The following is a 20825-nucleotide window of genomic DNA, read 5'->3' as shown; positions in this document are numbered from 1 at the left end:
GAAGGAGAATAATTATGTCTAAAAAAACAATCTATTTCCTATGTACAGGGAATTCTTGCAGAAGTCAGATGGCTGAAGGCTGGGCAAAAAAACATCTGGGAGATGCATGGGAAGTGAAAAGTGCAGGAATCGAGGCACACGGCTTAAATCCCAATGCAGTAAAGGCAATGCGCGAGGTGGATATTGATATCACTGGTCAAACTTCAGATACTATTGACCCTGAAATCTTAAACAATGCGGATTTTGTCGTCACTTTATGTGGGGATGCTGCTGATAAATGTCCGACGACACCACCTCAAGTAAAACGAGACCACTGGGGATTTGATGATCCTGCAAAAGCTCAAGGAAGTGAAGGGGAAAAATGGGCTGTATTCCAACGCGTTCGTGACCAGATAGGGGAAAGAATCAAACGGTTTGCGGAAACTGGGGAGTAAAGCCAATCTTATATCCAAGTAACTCTTAATTTTGCTTACCCTATAGAAGTATCTTTGACAAGCACAGAAGGAGTTGCCTTTATGAGATTTAGGATAACATTCAAAATTAAATGTAATTGCTAGGTGAAAAAGTGTTCATTTCTGCCAAGCAACGAAAAACTTCTAACCGAGCTGTAACCATTACGGAAGCAGGAGAAAAAGGATTATATGAATCTCTACGTATTGTAACAAAGGAGTTAAGGTAGTTTATGTATTTTTACAATCTAAGTAACTACCCTGTCGCCTTGTCATTGCTATTGACTCATGTAGCCCCGTATATCTAAATTTGTGCCATCTAAAGGACATGGTATTTTATATCAACCGTATGATGATGCTTTTTATAAAAATTTATCCAAAGGAATGAGATGCTCTGGTACAGCATTTCATTCCTTTTTTGTATGCCGTCATGTGGGTATTTCATAGAGTTGAAGTTCTTAACAACGCAGGAAAAATCTAGCTACCTCTGACTATCATTTTTACTTCATCTCCAAATGTATGATTTTCCCTTTTAAACAGACAATACGAAAGATGAATTTTATCACGGAGAAACGCCCGTAAAACTCCCGCGTCAAAATAAAGAGTGAAAATAAATTTCTTTAAACGAGAGATAACGGGCGCTAACTCCCTGAATCACTCAACTAATCATTCAGTGGGAAAAAGCAAAAATCCCCACTGTATAAAGTTTCGTTTTATGTTTGTATTTCTGTTATAGGTGGTACACATCAAATAGAACGTTAAGATGAAGGAGGAGATGATCACATGGATCCAAAAAATATGCAAATAGGCAGTACGCCTCGCCAGCGACAAGATAAGCAACCGGGATTGGAATCAAAAATGAATCCACAGCCTGCGCAGCCGACGGCATATAAAGGAACTGATAAATTAAAAGGGAAAGCTGCACTTATAACTGGCGGTGACAGCGGAATTGGCCGAGCTGTTTCAATTCTTTATGCTAAAGAAGGGGCCAATGTTGCCATATCCTATTTAGACGAGCACGAAGATGCAGAAGAAACGAAAAAAATGGTCGAGGCAGAAGGTGTAAAATGCTTACTGCTTCCTGGAGATATTAAGGACGAATCCCATTGCCAGGATCTCGTAGAAAAAACGGTTGCCGAGTTTGGCACCATTAATATTCTAGTTAATAATGCTGCGATTCAATATGTGCGTGAGGATGTTCTAGATATCTCTTCCGAACAATTTGAAGAGGTATTCCGGACAAACTTCTTTTCCCAGTTTTATTTAACGAAGGCTGCTGTACGCCACATGCAAGCAGGAGATTCTATTATTGCAACTTCTTCGATTAATGCATATCGAGGAAATCCAATTTTAATGGATTATGCAGCAACAAAAGGAGCAATCACTGCTTGGATACGCAGTATTGCCCAGAGTCTTGCTGAGAAAGGAATCCGCGCCAACGCAGTGGCACCAGGTCCTGTATGGACGCCGCTGATTCCGTCTTCCTTCGATGAGGATGGCGTTGAAAACTTTGGTCAGGATACTTTAATGAATCGTCCTGGACAGCCTTCAGAACACGCATGGCCTTATGTAATGCTTGCTTCTGATGAAGCTTCCTATATGACGGGCCAAGCCATCCATATCAACGGTGGCGCATATACGTCCTCTTAATTACAACCAGGGGGATTATTAAATAGCACAATTTAATTCAAGAATAGAAAGGAGCGATGTTATGGTTTACCCTAGATCATTTTCCCATGTGGGGTTGTCTGTTCCAGATGTTGAAGAAGCAGTTGAATTTTATCAAAAGGTGCTCGGTTGGACCGTTGTTCAGCCTCCAAATGAAGTGGAGGAAGGTGTTGGTCCTATAGGAGAGATGACACAAGCCTGTTTTGGGAAAGGGTTTGGAACTTTAAAGGTGGCTCACATCGCTACTGGAGACGATGTAGGTTTTGAGCTATTAGAATTCCCTACAAGTGAACATGCCCATGGAGGGGAAACTTCCTTTAAAGATTGGCGAGGGATTTTTCACTTCGCTGTAATGGACCCTAATGTGGAAGAGCTAGCTGATCAAATCGTCAAACATGGTGGAAAGCAGCTTATGCCAGTTAAATATCATTCACCAGGTGAGAAACCATATAGAGTGGTCTATTGCGAAGACCCGTTTGGAAATCTTATTGAGATTTACAGCCATAACTATGAAGTACTCTATTTAGATTCATAAATCGTTTTTCAAAAGGAATAAGTTTCTATATTGTTTTCTCCCTAAATAAACGATGTTACGAAGTCCTTTTTCAAAACGATTTTTATCGATAAGTTTGCAATTTATTTTGGTCCAACTTTATTTAAGGTGCACGGTAAAACCGAATAAAGTTGGACCATTTTATAAAATGTATGGTTTTAGCTCTTTGGAGATATACATATACTGACTATTTAACCCGGGAATAAGGGAAATAAAACTTTTGACCAAAAAATGATTATCATTTTTAAAGCTGCAGCAGGCTGGATCCACTACTAGTGATTCAGCCTTTTTGTCTTGCGCAATCTTCTTGTGATACTATTGTCGTAAACATAATAAGAGATAATGGAAATGATCGTTTGATAAAAAGTGCATAAACATGATATAAGTATAAAAGAAGCAGGAACTTTGTTGCTTTGTAATTTTGGGAATAGGGTTTTGCCTATCCCATAATGAGAGGATTGGAATTTGAAATGAAAGATAATTTTTGGCGTGATTTACCACGACCGTTTTTTATATTGGCACCAATGGAAGATGTGACGGATGTTGTTTTTCGTCATGTAGTGAGTGAGGCAGCGCGACCGGATGTGTTCTTTACGGAGTTTACAAACACGGAAAGTTATTGTCACCCAGAGGGGATATATAGCGTGCGCGGTCGTTTGACTTTTACAGAGGATGAACAGCCAATGGTTGCACATATATGGGGGGACAAGCCAGACAATTTTCGTGAAATGAGTATCGGTATGGCGGAAATGGGTTACAAAGGCATCGATATTAATATGGGTTGTCCTGTACCGAATGTTGCTTCAAAAGGAAAGGGGAGCGGGCTTATTCTCCGTCCAGAAGTTGCAGCAGAAATTATCCAAGCTGCCAAAGCAGGCGGAATCCCTGTAAGTGTAAAAACCAGACTTGGTTACACAAATATAGATGAATGGCGTGTCTGGCTGACGCACGTATTTAAACAGGATATTGCAAATCTTTCTATCCATCTGCGTACCAGAAAAGAAATGAGTAAAGTAGATGCGCATTGGGAACTAATATCGGAAATTAAAAAACTTCGTGATGAGGTAGCTCCGAATACACTTTTAACAATTAATGGAGATATTCCTGACCGACAAACTGGTTTGAAGCTCGTTGAAGAATTTGGAGTGGATGGTGTGATGATTGGTCGAGGTATTTTTAAAAATCCATTTGCTTTTGAAAAGGAGCCAAGAGAGCATAACAGCCAGGAATTGTTGGATCTCCTAAGATTGCATCTAGATCTTTTTGATAAATACTCAGAATTAGAAGCCCGTTCGTTCAAGCCGCTTCGCCGTTTCTTCAAGATATATGTCCGCGGATTCCGAGGAGCGAGTGAATTACGGAATCAATTGATGAGCACGGAAACAACCGATGAAGTTCGTAAATTGTTGGATGCATTTCATTTGCAGGAGGAAGATGCAGCGACTGAACAATAAAAGGGGGGGCTATACCATGAGTTTCGCAAGTGTTTACCCGCATTATGTGACAAAGGCAGAGAGAAAAGGTCGCACGAAAGAAGAAGTCGATGACATTATCACTTGGCTGACAGGTTATAGTCAAGAGGAATTGGAAACGCAAATCGAAAAAAAGGTAGACTTTGAAACGTTCTTCGCGGAAGCTCCGCAGATGAATGCTTCTCGCTCCTTGATTAAAGGTGTAATTTGCGGAGTCCGTGTGGAAGATATTGAAGAGCCGCTGATGCAAGAAATCCGTTATTTGGATAAGCTGATTGATGAATTGGCAAAAGGAAAGACGATGGAAAAGATTTTTCGAAAATAATTATTAACATGAAGAGACACTGATTCTGTATGTAGAAGTTAGTGTCTCTATTTTTAAGTAAAGAAGTTTTTGCGTAATTGCTTTTCTAAATAGACATCATCGCGTCCAGCTTGAGTTCTAAATTTCAGAGCCAATACGAGCCGACTTACGATTACAAAGAAGTTCAGGGGATTAAAGGAGGGAAAAGTGTTATGGAGGAAGAACAATTATTTCAACAAATGAAATTGTGGCGTAATTGGACAGTGGAATTTCTTCTCACCATTCCTGAAGAAATAGTAGATCAGATACCACAGGGGCATAACAATAGTATACGATGGAACGCTGGTCATATCTTGGTAGGATGGGATAATACCATGTTTCCGGAGGTTAATAAGGAGAGACAACTTCATCCATTTTATCATGTTCTATTTCCAAGTGGCAGTAACCCAGCGTATTGGACAGAACAACCTCCGTCAATGGATGAGATAATAATACAGTTGAAAGAACAACCGGCTGTTATTGAACAAGCATGCAAAGGGTATCTGAAGGAAACGCTTAAACATCCCTTCCTAGATATGAAAACATTAGGTGATATGTTTATATTTTATATGAATCACGAAAGTTTGCATATGGGGATAGTTAAAAGTATGAAGCAATTACTTTTAAGCCGATAGCTATCTAATAGCCCATCAAAAGGATATTCTTTTCTGATGACAAAAAAGTGATTAGTTAGCTCAACTGGAAGGAAAAAAGGACATGAAAAGCGAATGTAATAAAGATCTAGAAACAGGAGGGGCTATTAGATGCGTGGAAAATTGTTGAGGATTGGAACGACTTATATTCCAGTAACAAATGTAGAGCAATCATCCGAATGGTATGTAAATAAACTAGATGCAGCTTTATCCTATAGAGATGAGGAGAAGGCGATTTTAAACCTTGCAAATCAAAGTATGTTTTTAGTGAAATCAGACGAAAATCAAACCTCTAATTTTATTGATGTTTATGGTCAAGAACGCTTTTCTGTCACCTTCGAAGTGAATGGGTTAGAATCTTTAGAAGCGCTGCACGAAGATTTAATAGCAAATGAGGTGAGGGTTGGAGAGATTGAAAACAGGGGGCACAGTGGCAGGAACTTTGTTTTTTATGATTTAGATGGCAATAAATTTGATGTATGGAGTGAACTTAGTCCAGATTTCAAAGAAAAATATCTTACAGCAAAATAATTGGACTATATTTAGTGTGAGGGGAGAGATTTTTTGGAGTTTAGAACGGAAAGATTATTTATTAGACCGTTTAAAAGTGGCGATTTACAGGATGTATTTCATATTTATAATAATGATGATATATGTAAATACCTCTTACATGACAAGTGGACAGATGAAAACATGCAAGAAAGGTTTCGTGAAAAGTTAGATAATCATGCACTTTCAAGAGATACTTCTCTAAGCTTAGCTGTAGTACATGATAATAGAGTAATTGGTGATCTCTCTGTATGGTATACAGAAATGAAAGATACAGTTGAAATAGGTTACAGCTTTTCTAAAGAAGCGAAAGGTAAAGGTTATGCAACAGAAGCAGTGGGTAATTTAGTTAAGAAATTGTTTACTGATTTCAATGTACATCGTATACAAGCTAATCTTGACGCAAGAAATGAAGCATCACAAAAATTATGTGAGCGTATAGGGATGAGAAAAGAAGCACATTTCATTAAAGATTTTTGGAACAAAGGTGAATGGACAGACAGTATTGTGTATGGGATGCTGTATTCGGAAGTGAATTAAATAGATGTTATGGTCGCTTTTGGACTAGGATTTTGGGTTTGCAGTCATAATTATTTGTAATATATTTTGATGCTACAACTCCTAACCACTTTTGATAAAGTAAATCCATACAGTAACGTTTAAGTAAGATTCTTTAAAGAAAGGAACTTACAACTTATGTCAAAGTTCCTTTCCTTCTTCTTCATATTAGTTCGATGTTTGTCGTCTAGTTTGGCCTGGGCGGGATTGGCTACGCTTGTTTTTCCAAACACGGTCATCGTTTGTAGTTTCTGGAAATTTTTCTCCAGCTTTCATTGAAATTTGTTGCGGGTCTTTTACGCCGCTGCCGGTTTCACCAACTTCAATATAAACCCCGTTATTAGGAGCCTTCTCTCCGCCTTTGAACTCGCTGATTTCTCCCATAATAAATACCTCCTTATCGCTCTTCTGCCTTATTATGAGGAAGTTTGAAGGAACCTATGAATGGAAAGAAAAGACAAGATGGAGGATTTTTCCCCTTTACTCCTAAACAAAGAATTAATTTCAGAAAATACAAAATTGATAAAATGTATGATATTCTAACAACATAGAAAGAACATAAGAAATGGAGGGGAATTAATGATGGAGAACATCGGAAATCATATTCAATATCAAATTTACGCAACGATGCACAACCCAGATCCTGATAGGCTTCCAGTAATAAATGAGGAATGGGAAAATCTAGCGCGTGAAAAACTAAAGGATGGTCCCTATTACTACATCGCTGGCGGTGCTGGAATAGAGAGAACTATGCAGGCGAATTTGGAAGCATTCACTAAACAGAGGATTATTCCACGTATGCTGAGGAATGTAGATAAACGTGATTTATCCGTTAAATTATTTGGACAAAAATATCCGTTTCCCATACTGCAAGCTCCAATTGGGGTACAGTCTATCATACATGATGAAGGAGAAATTGGCTCCGCAAGAGCGTCTGCTGAAATGGGAGTTCCTTATATTGCAAGTTCAGCTTCCTCCGTACCGATGGAAAAAATAGCAGAGGCTATGGGAGATGGGCCGCGCTGGTTTCAATTGTATTGGAGCAGAGATCCGGAGATAACGGCAAGTTTTTTGAGACGTGCTGAAAACGCTGGATATTCTGCAATAGTAGTTACCCTGGATACACCGATGATGGCTTGGAGAGAGAATGATTTAAAAAATGTCTATTTGCCATTCTTGGCAGGTGAGGGATTAGGAAACTATTTTACTGATTCGGCTTTCATGGCTAAGCTGGATAAACCGCCACAAGAGGATCCGCAATCTGCTATTATGCATTGGACGAAAATTTTTGGAAATACTGGGTTGACATGGGAGGATATCGACTTTTTACGTGAACATACAAAGCTGCCAATTATTTTGAAAGGTATTCTACATCCAGAAGATGCTAAACTGGCTGTGAAAAAAGGTGTCGATGGTATTATTGTATCGAATCATGGCGGACGCCAAGTAGACGGTGCTATTGGGGCATTAGATGCACTTCCGGACATTGCAGCAGCTGTAGGAGACAAAGCAGCAGTGCTTATGGATAGCGGGATTAGGAGAGGATCGGACATTATGAAAGCGATGGCGCTTGGCGCAGAAGCAGTACTTGTCGGCAGACCACTTATGTATGGCCTGGCAGCTGCAGGTCAGAAAGGGGTAAGAGAAGTCATGCAAAACTTGCTTGCTGACTTAGATATTACGTTGGGCCTAACTGGTCAAACCTCAGTAAGTAGTTTAGAGGCAGCGCTGCTAAGGAAAGTGGAATAAAGGATGAGAGGAAGAAGCGGCCTTTAGGTTGTTTCTTCTATTTGTTTTAACGTAAGATAAGTGATACTTGTATTTGATGGGTTTACAATTACACGCTGTGTGGATAACATTTGTCATTCTCCTTTTTTATGGGCTTTTCAATAATTTGGATAAAGTACCCATGAAACATCTTTTTTATGTTTTTCCGTTTGATAAGATTCTCTTTCTATAGTCATTGATTCATTCGGTATTGGATGAATTTGGACGACAGACAATACTATATTATTATTTACATGTAACCATTCGGTTGCGTATAATATGTTATATGGTTACTGATAAAGACGCTATATTCAAAGCCCTCAGCGATTCCAATCGGCGACTGATACTGGACGAACTATCTGAACGCAATGAGCTTACGTTGTATGAACTTACGGCACGTCTCATCATGAGGCATAATCTTTCTATTTCGCGACAAGCTATAGCAAAACATCTTGCTGTGCTTGAAAATGCCGGACTTGTAGAGTCAAAACGAAAAGGTAAATTTCGAATCCTGAAGTTTAACAACGAACCACTTAAAGATTTGTTGGAGGGATGGGTGGAGTGATTTTATAACAGAACTATTGATGAATGGTTGCTTCTTGCGATCGGATTTGTCGCATGCCACCGAAATATATTTGAGGGAGGAAACAAAATGGAAATTATAGTTACGAGTTTATTTGTAGAAAATCAGGAGAAGGCACTTCAGTTTTATACTGAAAAACTAGGGTTTGTAAAGAAAGAAGACGAACCTGCTGGGGAATTTAGATGGATAACGGTTGTTTCTCCAAACAATCAAAACGGTACCGAATTAGTACTAGAGCCGAATAACAATCCAATTGCCAAGGAGTATCAAGAAAAGCTGGTTGCTGAAGGAATTCCCGCAACGATGTTTGGTGTAGAAGATGTTCATGAAGTATACACACGATTAGTGGATCAAGGTGTGCAGTTTACGATGAAACCGACAGAAATGGGGAAAGTAACATTAGCTGTCTTCGATGATACATGCGGCAATCTTATTCAAATCGTACAACAATAGAGTTATATTTTTCAGGAAGGAAACCTATTTTGATGTTTTTTCAAGGTGGGTTCCTTTTTACCTTTCAAATACTTTCCGCAATGATTTTGATAAAAATTTTTTCACTAAAAAATGCTTTATTACTAGGGAAAATCGACTATTTGAAAAAATAACCATTAACCAGTTATTTTACATTATGCTTATGGAGTGCTATTATTTTAGTATTCAACTTTTACGAATTTAAATAGGTGTATTATTTTAATAAATTTAGAAAACTCACACTCTAATGTTTCATTTGACAAGCTGTTCCTTTTTACTTTCAAATAGGGGACATGAGATTAATTTGAAAATAAAACATAAGAAAAATGAAAAAGACGTTGTAATACCTGTATGGTGTAAATTTTTTAACACTTTTAACTCTTTAAAAGTTTATCTTATTTGCAAGTTACCTATATGGTCTCATCATTAAAGGTACCTCTTCTGTTTGGTAGTTTTCCAAATGTCGGGGTGTTTTTCTTTTGTCAGAACATTTGTCAAATAAATATTTTCTGTTTTCATTGATGCAAGAGTGTAAAAGCCTTATTTTTAGTTCGGAGGTTGGGTCAGTTTTTATACAGAAGGAGAAAGGAAAAATTATGACGACCAAGAATCCACAGAAAATCCTTGAGAGTGTCCCGCAAAAAGGTTTTTTCGGACATCCTAAAGGATTATTTACATTATTTTTCACAGAGTTTTGGGAGAGATTTTCATACTATGGTATGAGGGCAATTTTACTTTACTATATGTATTACGCTATTAAAGAAGGCGGGCTAGGCCTGGATAAAGGAACGGCTGCTTCTATCATGGCTATTTACGGTTCGCTTGTATATATGTCAGGTATTATTGGCGGCTGGATTGCTGACCGATTACTTGGTACGAAGAGAACGGTCTTTTATGGCGGAATATTAATTATGGCAGGTCATATTGCTTTGTCCTTTCCAGGAGGAGTTACAGCTCTATTTGTATCCATGGGCTTGATTGTTATTGGTACAGGGCTGTTAAAACCTAATGTATCCAATATTGTCGGAGATTTATATGATAAAGAAGATCCGCGTACAGACGCTGGGTTTAGTATATTCTACATGGGAATTAACCTGGGTGGTTTAATTGCACCGTTTATTGTCGGAACACTCGGGCAAAAGTATAGTTTCCATCTTGGTTTCGGTGTAGCAGCAATTGGTATGTTGATTGGACTTATTATTTTCTTAGCTACAAGAAAGAAATATTTAGGTCTTGCTGGTTCCTATGTGCCAAATCCGCTGTCAGCAGATGAAAAGAAATCTGTATTCTTGAAATTTGGAATCAGTGCATTAGTAATTGTTATTGTTGGCGCGGTTCTAATTTCAAATGGTATTTTAACAATTGATCGATTTATCATGTTAGTCAGCATTTGTGGAATAATTATTCCGATTATTTACTTTTTAGTAATGTATTTCAGCAAGAAAACAACAAGTCAGGAACAAAAGAGCTTACTTGCTTATATCCCATTATTCATTGCCGCAATGGTATTCTGGGCAATTCAAGAGCAAGGAGCAGTTATCTTGGCACAATACGCTGATGAGCGGACAAGATTATCATTTGCTGGTCTTTCCTTACAATCATCTTGGTTCCAATCGTTGAACCCATTATTTATTGTTCTGTTAGCACCGGCATTTGCTGCATTATGGATGAAGCTAGGTAAAAGACAACCTTCTACGCATAAAAAATTCTCATTAGGTTTAGTGTTTGCTGGTTTTTCTTTCTTAATCATGATAATTCCAGCTATTACTGCAGGCCCAGATGCGCTTGTCAGTCCAATCTGGCTTGTACTTAGCTTCTTAATTGCTGTGTTTGGTGAATTATGTCTATCACCAGTAGGTTTAGCTGCAACAACTAGAATGGCTCCTGCCGCATTCTCTGCGCAAACAATGAGTCTTTGGTTCTTATCTAATGCTTCAGCACAGGCAATTAACGCACAAATTGTTAAACTATACAGTCCTGAAACAGAAGTCCTTTACTTTGGAATTATTGGTGGAATTGCCGTATTACTCGGTGTTATTCTATTCTTCTTCTCTTCCGTATATAAAAAGAGAGTGTAAGTTTAAAAGACCTTTCAAAAAGAGCATGACTCCTTTTGAAAGGTCTTTTATAAATGTATTACAAGAAGTTGTAGTATTATAAAAAATACAGGTAAAGCGGATATACTAAAATACGAATTACCTTAAAATAAAGACAGGAGGACGAAACATGAGAGTCTACCTAGCAAGCCCGTTCTTTAATGAAAAAGAAATGGAGCCTTTAAAAGAGGTTGAACAAATTTTAGCAGATAAAGGGTTAAAGGTTTTTTCACCAAGAAAAAATCAAATGGATCATCTGGAATCGGGAACAAGACACTGGTCTATTGAAACCTTTACGAATGATAAAAAATTCATTGATTGGGCAGAAATTGTTGTAGGTGTCTACCATGGCAATTATTCAGATAGCGGAACAGCATTCGAATTAGGATATGCTTACGGAACGAATAAACCATTCATTGTAGTACATTTAAGTAATGATAGCAATTTAATGGTGCATGAAGGCGCTCACGCGAATCTTACATTAGACGAGCTGAGGGAGTATGATTTTGAAACAATGCCTAGCTCTTTTTATGAAGGAGAAATGTTTTGATAAAAAGGGAGTAAAGCTGCTTTGAAAGGGGGAGAAACATGATAAGGGAAGCAACTCAGAAAGATTTAACGGATATTTTAGAAATTTATAACGATGCCATTCTTCATACCACTGCTGTATATACATATAAGCCACAAACACTTAAAAGCAGGGAAATTTGGTTTAAACAGAAAATGGAAGCAGGTTATCCGATTATAGTAAACGAGCAAGATAATAAAGTGGCAGGGTTTGCGACATTTGGACCTTTTCGAGATTGGCCGGCTTTTAAATACTCCATTGAACATTCTATTTATGTAGATAAGAAGTATCGAAAAAAAGGAATTGCAAGCTCTTTAATGAAAGAAATCATTGCTATTGCGAGGGCAAGAGAGTATATGACTATGGTTGCCGGAATTGATGCAGCAAATGAGCAAAGCATTGCGATGCATGAGAAGTTTGGATTTATACATGCGGGGACGATAAAAAAAGCAGGCTTTAAATTTAGCCAATGGAGAGATTTAGCTTTTTATCAATTAAAGCTAAAAGGACCGGAAAATCCTACAGAAGAATAAATATATGGCGTTTCTTGGTGAAATCATTCATTTTTTAAGGTAAACGGGAAGAAAATGAATAATCAGAAAAAGCTAACTTCGTGATGAGGGAAGCTTTTTCTGATCCTTGTTTAAATGCAAATTTTTGGACCAACCGCCACGACAAGTTATTCTGTTCATTCCATTTCAGTAAGTTTATTTACACTATATCATGGCTATAGTTCTTTCTTGATTTGTTCTAGTTCCTCTGCCGTTAATTCTGTTGCTTCCATAATTTGCTTTTCATCTACCTTCAATTGCAGTAACTTTTTGGCTACTATTATTTTTTCTTCTTTTTTACCTTCTTCCATACCTTCCATTCTTATTTTTTCAGCAATAGACATAAGCCTTTTCCTCCCTTCTATGGTCAATCGCTCCTTTACTGTATCCACAGGGAAATCATTATCACGAAAAAAATTTCATCTTATAAATATATCATATCATTTTTCTGAATAGGCATAAAATTAGTCGTATATTGGATGAAGGACTTAGGATATTAGGTTAGGAAAATATCATCCATTAGAAATACCTCTGCTCAAAGAATGTATATGGGACAGAGGCTAAACAGAAGCTGAAGTTACTGAAGTAGGAGATCACGTACTCACGTTAACGTGCAGTTGGAATGGATAAAAAAAGAAAATCAAGAAGAAATAGAAACAGCTTTTTTTCGTTAAGGGGGTGTTTTTTCATGATTTTGGATGATTATTTACATAAAAAGTGAATCTTTTATGCTTATTTGATCGTAATAATAGTTGCAGTACAAAGAGAGGGGAGACAGAATGGGAATATTATTAGCATCTCTCATTAGTTTAATATTGTACGTGATTGGAGCAGTAATCATAGCTGCTGTTTCATCCGTATCAACTGGAAGAGTACTTAAATTCGCTACAGGACTATTTATTTTTGGATTTATTGTTATGGGGATCGTTAACTATTTTATGATGCCGGCAATAACCGTTCCAAATATGCTGCTGATGAATTTAATTACAGCTATTGTCCTTTTACCGACGTTAATGGCTATATTAAAACCAAATAATTTTATGGAGAAAAAAGTATTTACACCATTACTTGGTATTTACGGACTGGTTTTAGTGCTATTTATAGCTGTTATTATTACAAGTTTTACAGTATTGGATAACGCACATCAGACGATTACGGTAAGTGAAGAAAGGGAGGCGAAACCACTTTCTAAAGATGAAACGCCAATTACAGTGGCTCCTGAGTTTGCACGTAATAAGATTCAGAAAGCGATGAGTGTTGTACCAAACGCCCAATTCTATGACTTAGGCAAGTTACAGGTACAACAGGTGGAGGACGAAATTGTTTACGTTGCTCCGGTTGAATTCGCCGATTTCTGGAAGTTTATTCGTGGAAAAGAAACGGCAGGATATTTTACGATTTCTGCGACTGATGTGAATGCGCAGCCGACGTTTGAAGAGGAGCCTATGGAATATACAAATTCCAGTTATTTTCATAAATATGTGCAGCGCGTGATTTATAATAAGTTTCCACAATATATACAAAGTGGAGAAGCACAAATAGAAGTGGATGATGACGGAAAGCCATGGTATGTGCAAACCATTTACAAGCCGATGCATATTACAAATAAACCGAATCTGGATAAACTTCAGGTGGTAGTTATTGATCCAGTCACTGGCGATATGAATGCCTATCAAACAGATGATGCTCCAGATTTTATCGAAGGGTCTATAAGTTCTGATATGGCTACGTTAACGAATGATTATTATGGAAAATATGTTCATGGCTGGTTGAACAGTATCTTTGGTAAAAGAGATGTAAAGCTTCCAAACAAATCTGGCACGGAATCAGGTGTCACACCAATGTTTGACGAGAACGGCGATATGTTCTATTTTACCGATATGACTTCTCCGAAAGAAAATATTGATTCGGCATTAGGCTATTCATTAATTAATGCGCGTACGGGAGAGCTTACTTATTATGGCGGCGAGAAGAACAACGGTATTATGGACAGCAATGGAGCAAAACAAATCGTTAATAAGGAATTCCCAGAGAAAAAATGGGAAGGGTCTATGCCTGTCCTGTATAATGTTGATGGAAACCCAACCTGGGTTGTTAATGTGTTAGACCCAAATGGATTGCACAAGCAATATGCATACATTAAGGCGGACGATTCAGATTTTGTCGTATTTGGAGATACAGCGAATGCTGCTCTGGATGCCTACCGAATGGCTTTGTTACAGGATCCTGGAAATACGGGAGCTACGGATGACAGTGCCACGGAGATGGTTCAAGGAACGGTCAGTCGTGTACTTGTGAGCTCAACAGAGCAAGGGCAAGTTGTTCAATTTTTACTTGAAGAGGATACAACGATTTATACTGTCAATTCCAGCAAAGTCCCGCTAGCAATCTTTCTAGAGCAGGGAGATACTATCGAAGCAGAAGCACAACTGTTGGATAATGGAACAGCAACCGTTGAGGCGATGGAGATTGAGGGATTGACAGAATAGCGGAAAGCTATACATGTACGAATTAAGTCAAGAATAAAGACAAGAGGAAGTTTCCATCGATTTGATGTTAACTTCCTTTTTATTTTTATTTCAATCCTTGCAGAAATACACTTGAAAGACGGGTAGAGGCAGCATATCTTTTTAGATTTACTGCTACTAAAATCCTGATTCCGATTATTTACATATCGTGCGATGCACCCTTATTCTGTCTGGAATGGTTTTTATTTTTTACTTTATGAGATCCTGCTAATGGCTCTCCATAAGGTTGTGTTGGACTTTGAGGCAAATCAGGCTGTTCCTGCTGCTTTGGTCCTTTTCGGTTTTTAGTCATCTTCATCAATCCTCCGTAATGTGTCTATAGTCTATAAAGCTCTCGTATTTGTGAAAGTGCTTTCGTCTTCAATTAAACCACATGCCCCGCACTGTATTCTTCTGTCAGGTCCGTTGTAGGCGATGTGAAAGATTTCTAACGGTTCCTGTTCATAATTATTTAGCACTTCTCCGGTATTTACATCTAATTTTACTGGCTTTGCTACTTGTTCAATAACATTAAAACGGGACCGGTTCGTTTTACATCTAGGGCATTGGTATGGCTGGCTCAAAAAAACCACCTCCGATTGCTTTATTATGATTGCAACGCGTCTTATGTTTATTTTCTCTGATTCATGCTAAATTATACGAACGTTTTAAGCGTGCACTTTCTTATGTAACATTTTTCATTCGTTTGTTCATTAAATGTTATAAATTAAAATGTTGACAAAAGGGAATATACAGCATAAAATATGTATTGAATTAAAAATAAATGAATTAATTATAATTTGATTAAATATATTTTATGATTATTGGCAATCAAATAAAAATCATCTGGAGGAAGAATTTCTAAAAGTTTTTATTATTTTCATCCGAACAATGAATGGAGAAATAGAAATGACATAACACTAACCCATCCAATGCTTCAAAGAAATGAATTATATCCAGTATAAAAATGCTGTGATGAGGCATAAAAAGAACAGGTTAGATATTGAGAGAAAAACTTCAATAAAGGGGATGGTTATGGAAAAGAAACAGTAACTTATATGAAGGTGTAATAAATGGGATTTTTAGATAAATTACTTGGTAAATTAAATGAATCAAAGGAGATGGAAAGTATGTCAAACGTAAAAGTAGCAGTTATTTTCTATAGTATGGGCGGTACCAACTACCAGATGGCAAAATGGGCAGCAGAAGCGGCGAAAGCTAAAGGTGCGGAAGTAAGAGTATTAAAAGTACAAGAATTAGCACCAGAATCTGTTATCGAAGGAAATCCTGCATGGAAAGCAACCGTGGAAGCAACAAAAGATGTTCCTGTAGCATCTTCAGAAGATATCGAATGGGCAGATGCACTTATCTTCAGTATGCCGACTCGTTTCGGAAACATACCTTCTCAAATGAAACAATTCTTAGATATTCAAGGCGGCCTTTGGGGCAGCGGGAAAACAGTTAACAAAGTGGTTAGTGCTATGTCTTCTGCACAAAATCCACACGGTGGTCAAGAAGCAACCATCCTGTCACTATACACAAGCATGATGCACTGGGGTGCTATCATTGTGCCTCCAGGTTACTCTGACCAATCTGCATTCGCTTCTGGCGGAAACCCTTATGGCACAAGTGTTACTGTGGATCAAGACGGAAAAATGGTTGAAGATGTACAAGCTGCTGTTAAGCATCAAGCTCAACGTACTATTACTGTTGCAGAATGGGTTAAAAAAGGAAATCAATAATTAATTATATAGGAAAAGGTGGTACCTCTATTTTAGATGGTATTGCCTTTTTTGATACAAAAACCTGTAAATGTAAATGAATAGCGGGGGAATATAAATTATATGAAAATCATAGGTTACTCAAAAGTAACTGCTAAATGTGAGGAAAACCAATCGTAAATGATTTTGCGTATCAAGAAAGGTATAGTGCCTTTGAAGAATGAAGATAAGTTTTTCTCTCTTCAAAATGTCCCAATGCTTCTGAACAAATATCTTTGAAAATAAAATATTATATGTTATTCTTTAATAGTAATCTGAAAATTAAATAAGAACACTAGGGGAGCCTTTGGCTGAGACGAGTATTTCGGACCCTCTGAACCTGATCTGGTTAACACTAGCGTAGGGAAGTGGCAGGAACATGACGATATATTATTCGATTGATGAATTTTTATATATTCAAGACCACTTGTCCACAGCTGGATTAGTGGTCTTTTCGTTTTTTCGCCGTCCCTAGAGCAATGGAAGAGAGGGGGGCAATGGAGATGGGCAAACAATTGCATCTCATCAGTGATGGCAGTTTTTTCGAACAGCATTTGCAAATAGTGAAGCGGATTCATAAAGATATTAATTATTTGCATATTCGTGAGAAAAACAAGACAGCGAAAGACATCCTGGGTATTATCGAAGCACTAGAAAGTATCGAATTTCCTTTAGAGAAAGTAATTGTAAATGACAGGGTCGATATTGCCGTGATGAAGCAATGTGCAGGTGTTCAGTTGGCATATCATAGTCCTCCAGTTCATCTTGTAAAAAGCAGCTTCCCTAGGCTCAAAGCAGGGAAATCTGTTCATTCTTTCATCGAAGCGGAACAGGCACAGCAGGAAGGCGCGGATTTTCTGATATATGGTCATATTTATGCCAGCAGATCCAAACCCAGTCTGCAGCCTAAAGGATTACTTGGTCTTCAAGAAATAGCGGCTGCCTTGTCAGCTCCTGTATTTGCTATTGGAGGGATTACCCCTTTGCGAACCAAAGCCGTAATAACAGCAGGAGCAGCTGGAATAGCAGTCATGTCTGGTATCTGGCAGGCGAAGGATCCGGTACAAACTGTCAAGGCTTACCGGGAAGTGTTGGATGCTTAGGAAGGAGGTTGAAGGTGAAGAAACGCTTTGATCAAATAATTGTCGGCGGAGGAGTAATCGGCTGTTCGATTGCTTATCAGCTGGCTAAAAGAGGCTATCAAGTACTTGTATTGGAAAGGAATCAAATCGGCTGTGAGGCATCAAGCGCTGCGGCAGGGATGTTAGGCGCGCAAGGAGAGTTTTTAGAGAATAGCTCTCTATTTCAATTTGCGCAGGAGAGCAGGGCACTATTTAAAGATTTATCAATAGAACTGCTGGAAGAAACAGGGATAGATATCCAGTATATCCATAAAGGAATCATGAAGTTTGCCTTTCAACAGCAGCAACACCATAAGCTTACGGCGATAGCAGCTTTTCAACAAGAGGTTGGTAATCCAGCCTACATGTTGTCAATCGAGGAAGCAAGAGAGATGGAAGCAAGCTTAACAGAACATGTTAGCGCTGTCCTTTATTTGCCGAATGATGGCCAAGTTTGTGCCCCAAATCTCACAAAGGCATTTTCTTTAGCTGCATCTCATCATGGAGCGGTCTTCCATGAGCGGGAAAAAGTAATCGAGCTGATCATGGGAGAAGGCATGATTCACGGTGTACGCACTACAGAAGCGGCTTATTACGCTGGCCAAGTAATCATTGCGACAGGAGCCTTTGGCGATGAACTGCTTCCTGATTATGCGACTCTTCCTGTAAAGGGGGAATGCCTATCATTAGAAGTGGAGCCGGACTTATTTCAAACGACGCTTTGGATGGATGGCTGTTACCTTGTTCCAAAGCAAGGTGGAAAAGTAATTGTCGGAGCATCTTCTATACCTGGTGAAACCGATAAGCATGTAAGTGTTGCAAGTGTTCACAGGCTGTTATCGCGTGCACAAGAAATAGTTCCAAAGCTTGCAGAGGCAAAGATAAACGGCTTTTGGGCAGGGATCAGACCTGCTACCGCTGATGAAAAGCCGTACATGGGAGAAGTTCCAGGCGTTCTAGGACTATATGTTGCAAAGGGACATTATCGAAACGGCATATTGTTGTCACCCCGAACAGGTATTTATATGGCTGATTTAATAGAAAATAAGCCGGTTCATGCCTATTATTATGAAAGTTTTAAAGTAAATCGCCACGGGAGCAATAAACTGGCAAAGGCAGGTGAGCCAAAATGAAAATAACAGTGAATGGCAATGGTTTAGAAGTACAAGAAGATATAAAGCACATCAAAGGATTAATTGATTTTCTAGGATTAGAAGATAAACCGTTGATTGTGGAGCATAATCAACAAATATTACAGAAAGAAGCACATGAAAAAGCAGTATTAGAAAGTGGAGACAAGGTTGAGATCGTTCATTTTGTTGGAGGGGGATAAGCAAATGCTTAAAGTTGGAAATTACTCATTTAAATCTCGTTTATTTTTGGGAACCGGAAAATATCCAGATTTCGATATTCAAAAACAAGCAGTTGATAAATCAGAAACAGAAGTACTCACTTTTTCCGTAAGAAGGATGAATATTTATGATCCTTCCTTGCCGAACTTTTTAGAGAAAATTGATGGGAATCAATATACGTTTTTACCGAATACAGCAGGAGCGAAGGATGCCAAGGAAGCGGTGAGAATTGCTAAATTAGCTGCTGCTTCAGGACGATGTGACATGGTGAAGGTGGAGATCATTGGCTGTGATAAGACATTGCTTCCCGACCCAGTTGAGACACTAAAAGCAACGGAAGAGCTGGTGGCGGAAGGTTTTATAGTCCTTCCTTATACATCAGATGATGTCGTGTTGGCAAAGAAACTGGAAGAAGCAGGCGCACATGCTGTCATGCCAGGAGCTTCTCCAATTGGCAGCGGACAGGGCATTATTAATCCGTTAAATCTTTCATTTATTATTGAACAGTCTAGCGTACCTGTCATCATAGACGCAGGTATTGGGTCACCGGCTGATGCTGCTTATGCCATGGAATTAGGCGCAGATGGTGTATTATTGAATACGGCCGTCTCAGGAGCGGGTGACCCTGTGAAAATGGCTGAAGCGATGAAATATGCGGTGCAGGCTGGACGGCTTGGGTATGAAGCAGGAAGAATTCCCAAGAAAAACTACGCTGTAGCCAGCAGCCCGGAAGAAGGGATTAGTGTTGGAAACTAACCGTTATCAGCGACAAATTCTATTTACCCCGATTGGAGAGACTGGTCAGGAGAAACTAAGCCGCAGTCATGTGCTCATCGTCGGAACTGGAGCGCTTGGCTCAAGCAGCGCTGAAGCACTGGCTCGTGCTGGTGTTGGCCACTTAACATTAATTGACAGAGATTATGTAGAAGAGAGCAATTTACAGCGGCAGCAGTTATTTAGTGAAGAGGATATGAGGCAGAAGACGCCAAAAGCAATTGCTGCTAAACAACGACTTTCTCAAGTAAATAGCCATATTCACATAGACGCTATTGTGGGGGACGCCGAGATAGACTTATTAAGACAAATTGCACCTAAAGTAGATCTGATCATAGATGCCACTGATAATTTTGAGACAAGGCTCTTATTGAATGATACCGCGCAAAAATATCAAAAACCTTGGATTTACGGGGCGGTTGTAGCAAGCTATGGGGTTACCTTTACGGTGCTTCCCGATAAAACACCTTGCTTACAATGCCTAGCGGAGTACATTCCAAATAACGGTGCCACTTGTGATAGTGTTGGTATTATCCAGCCCGTTGTGCAAAAGGTTGTGTCCCAGCAAGTAACAGAGGCGTTAAAGTTGTTAACAGGTAATGAAGCAGCTCTATCAGGAAAGCTGATAGCCTTTGATCTTTGGGAAAACCAGCATACAGAAATCGAGGTGGCCTCCTTACGTAAAGCCGATTGTCCATCTTGTTCAGAAAAAAGAAGTTATCCGAATTTAGCTTATGATGCTCGCTTAAAAACAGCTGTATTATGCGGAAGAAATACGGTTCAGCTGCGTCCTCAACGTAAAAAGACAGATTTGGCAGAGGTAGCAAAAGAATTGCAGAAGAATAACCAAATCAAGCTATTTCAGAATCCTTATTTGCTTTCTTTTGAAGTAGATTCCTTTCGTGTCGTCCTCTTCCAAGATGGGAGAGTTTTGATACATGGGACAATGGATCAGCTGGAGGCGAAAACAATTTATCATCGATACCTAGGATAATCCTCTCTGATAAAACCAAAAATAATCCCTCTTGTG

General features: G+C 38.7%; 25 protein-coding genes and 1 riboswitch. Of the genes, 21 read left to right on the top strand and 4 right to left on the bottom strand.

Annotated features, from left to right (window positions below):
- Positions 1-14 precede the first annotated feature (14 nt).
- From arsC to KI343_RS11850, 8 genes are all read left to right on the top strand, one after another.
- A complete protein-coding gene (gene arsC / locus KI343_RS11885) occupies positions 15-434 on the top strand; it encodes an arsenate reductase (thioredoxin) (RefSeq protein WP_212926645.1) in 420 nt (139 codons plus the stop codon).
- A gap of 798 nt (positions 435-1232) precedes the next feature.
- The gene (locus KI343_RS11880) at positions 1233-2099 is read left to right on the top strand and encodes an SDR family oxidoreductase (protein WP_212926644.1); all 867 of its coding nucleotides are present in this window, start codon (positions 1233-1235) and stop codon (positions 2097-2099) included.
- Between the two features lie 61 nt (positions 2100-2160).
- On the top strand, positions 2161-2652 hold the full coding sequence (locus KI343_RS11875) for a VOC family protein (protein WP_212926643.1): 492 nt from the start codon (positions 2161-2163) through the stop codon (positions 2650-2652).
- A gap of 488 nt (positions 2653-3140) precedes the next feature.
- Entirely contained in the window at positions 3141-4124 is a 984-nt protein-coding gene (locus KI343_RS11870) for a tRNA dihydrouridine synthase (RefSeq protein ID WP_212926642.1), read from the top strand.
- A gap of 16 nt (positions 4125-4140) precedes the next feature.
- Positions 4141-4467, top strand: coding sequence for a DUF2200 domain-containing protein (locus KI343_RS11865; RefSeq protein ID WP_244856898.1), 327 nt, complete (start codon positions 4141-4143; stop codon positions 4465-4467).
- Positions 4468-4658: 191 nt separating this feature from the next.
- Positions 4659-5120, top strand: a complete 462-nt coding sequence (locus KI343_RS11860; protein WP_212926640.1) for a DinB family protein — start codon at positions 4659-4661, stop codon at positions 5118-5120.
- A gap of 129 nt (positions 5121-5249) precedes the next feature.
- On the top strand, positions 5250-5669 hold the full coding sequence (locus KI343_RS11855; protein ID WP_212926639.1) for a VOC family protein: 420 nt from the start codon (positions 5250-5252) through the stop codon (positions 5667-5669).
- A 33-nt stretch (positions 5670-5702) separates the two neighbouring features.
- Complete coding sequence (locus tag KI343_RS11850) at positions 5703-6227, top strand: GNAT family N-acetyltransferase (protein ID WP_212926638.1); 525 nt, start codon at positions 5703-5705, stop codon at positions 6225-6227.
- Between the two features lie 186 nt (positions 6228-6413).
- Here KI343_RS11850 and KI343_RS11845 read toward each other — a convergent pair whose 3' ends face one another.
- On the bottom strand, positions 6414-6629 hold the full coding sequence (locus KI343_RS11845) for a YjzC family protein (protein WP_212926637.1): 216 nt from the start codon (positions 6627-6629) through the stop codon (positions 6414-6416).
- Between the two features lie 195 nt (positions 6630-6824).
- Between KI343_RS11845 and KI343_RS11840 the strand changes: the two genes are divergently transcribed.
- The 6 genes from KI343_RS11840 to KI343_RS11815 all read left to right on the top strand — a co-directional run bounded on the left by KI343_RS11840 (position 6825) and on the right by KI343_RS11815 (position 12263).
- Positions 6825-7994: a lactate 2-monooxygenase gene (locus tag KI343_RS11840; protein ID WP_244856897.1), complete on the top strand. Its 1170-nt coding sequence runs from the start codon at positions 6825-6827 to the stop codon at positions 7992-7994.
- A 304-nt stretch (positions 7995-8298) separates the two neighbouring features.
- Positions 8299-8577: an ArsR/SmtB family transcription factor gene (locus KI343_RS11835; protein ID WP_212926636.1), complete on the top strand. Its 279-nt coding sequence runs from the start codon at positions 8299-8301 to the stop codon at positions 8575-8577.
- Between the two features lie 87 nt (positions 8578-8664).
- The gene (locus KI343_RS11830; RefSeq protein ID WP_212926635.1) at positions 8665-9048 is read left to right on the top strand and encodes a VOC family protein; all 384 of its coding nucleotides are present in this window, start codon (positions 8665-8667) and stop codon (positions 9046-9048) included.
- A gap of 614 nt (positions 9049-9662) precedes the next feature.
- Complete coding sequence (locus KI343_RS11825; RefSeq protein WP_212926634.1) at positions 9663-11144, top strand: peptide MFS transporter; 1482 nt, start codon at positions 9663-9665, stop codon at positions 11142-11144.
- 148 nt (positions 11145-11292) lie between these two features.
- Positions 11293-11712: a nucleoside 2-deoxyribosyltransferase gene (locus KI343_RS11820; RefSeq protein ID WP_212926633.1), complete on the top strand. Its 420-nt coding sequence runs from the start codon at positions 11293-11295 to the stop codon at positions 11710-11712.
- Positions 11713-11750: 38 nt separating this feature from the next.
- Positions 11751-12263, top strand: a complete 513-nt coding sequence (locus KI343_RS11815) for a GNAT family N-acetyltransferase (protein WP_212926632.1) — start codon at positions 11751-11753, stop codon at positions 12261-12263.
- 194 nt (positions 12264-12457) lie between these two features.
- Here the strand turns inward: KI343_RS11815 and KI343_RS11810 are convergent, their stop codons facing one another.
- On the bottom strand, positions 12458-12625 hold the full coding sequence (locus KI343_RS11810) for a hypothetical protein (protein ID WP_212926631.1): 168 nt from the start codon (positions 12623-12625) through the stop codon (positions 12458-12460).
- 435 nt (positions 12626-13060) lie between these two features.
- Here KI343_RS11810 and KI343_RS11805 point away from each other — a divergent pair, with 435 nt between their 5' ends.
- Positions 13061-14770 carry a DNA-binding protein gene (locus KI343_RS11805; RefSeq protein WP_212926630.1) on the top strand — a complete coding sequence of 570 codons (1710 nt, stop codon included), beginning with the start codon at positions 13061-13063 and terminating at the stop codon, positions 14768-14770.
- Between the two features lie 178 nt (positions 14771-14948).
- Here the strand turns inward: KI343_RS11805 and KI343_RS11800 are convergent, their stop codons facing one another.
- Positions 14949-15101 carry a small acid-soluble spore protein P gene (locus KI343_RS11800; protein ID WP_212926629.1) on the bottom strand — a complete coding sequence of 51 codons (153 nt, stop codon included), beginning with the start codon at positions 15099-15101 and terminating at the stop codon, positions 14949-14951.
- A 31-nt stretch (positions 15102-15132) separates the two neighbouring features.
- Positions 15133-15372, bottom strand: coding sequence for a DNA alkylation repair protein (locus KI343_RS11795; protein ID WP_212926628.1), 240 nt, complete (start codon positions 15370-15372; stop codon positions 15133-15135).
- A 546-nt stretch (positions 15373-15918) separates the two neighbouring features.
- On the opposite strand from KI343_RS11795, the gene wrbA reads away from it, so the two are divergent.
- From wrbA to KI343_RS11765, 6 genes are all read left to right on the top strand, one after another.
- On the top strand, positions 15919-16530 hold the full coding sequence (wrbA, locus tag KI343_RS11790; RefSeq protein WP_212926627.1) for an NAD(P)H:quinone oxidoreductase type IV: 612 nt from the start codon (positions 15919-15921) through the stop codon (positions 16528-16530).
- A gap of 305 nt (positions 16531-16835) precedes the next feature.
- A riboswitch (TPP riboswitch) is annotated at positions 16836-16932 on the top strand.
- Between the two features lie 119 nt (positions 16933-17051).
- Complete coding sequence (locus tag KI343_RS11785) at positions 17052-17651, top strand: thiamine phosphate synthase (protein WP_212926626.1); 600 nt, start codon at positions 17052-17054, stop codon at positions 17649-17651.
- Between the two features lie 14 nt (positions 17652-17665).
- Positions 17666-18802 (top strand): glycine oxidase ThiO, encoded by a 1137-nt coding sequence (gene thiO, locus KI343_RS11780; RefSeq protein ID WP_212926625.1) that lies wholly within the window; start codon positions 17666-17668, stop codon positions 18800-18802.
- Entirely contained in the window at positions 18799-19002 is a 204-nt protein-coding gene (gene thiS, locus KI343_RS11775) for a sulfur carrier protein ThiS (protein ID WP_212926624.1), read from the top strand. The genes thiO and thiS overlap by 4 nt, the downstream gene beginning before the upstream one ends.
- Before the next feature lie 4 nt (positions 19003-19006).
- A complete protein-coding gene (locus KI343_RS11770; protein ID WP_212926623.1) occupies positions 19007-19777 on the top strand; it encodes a thiazole synthase in 771 nt (256 codons plus the stop codon).
- On the top strand, positions 19767-20789 hold the full coding sequence (locus tag KI343_RS11765) for a ThiF family adenylyltransferase (RefSeq protein WP_212926622.1): 1023 nt from the start codon (positions 19767-19769) through the stop codon (positions 20787-20789). Before KI343_RS11770 ends, KI343_RS11765 begins: the two co-directional genes overlap by 11 nt.
- Positions 20790-20825: the final 36 nt, after the last annotated feature.

It is taken from the genome of Oceanobacillus sp. J11TS1 (genome assembly GCF_018333215.1).
Classification (GTDB): Bacteria; Bacillota; Bacilli; order Bacillales; family Amphibacillaceae; genus Oceanobacillus.
This window is presented reverse-complemented; position numbering and strand designations above follow the sequence as displayed.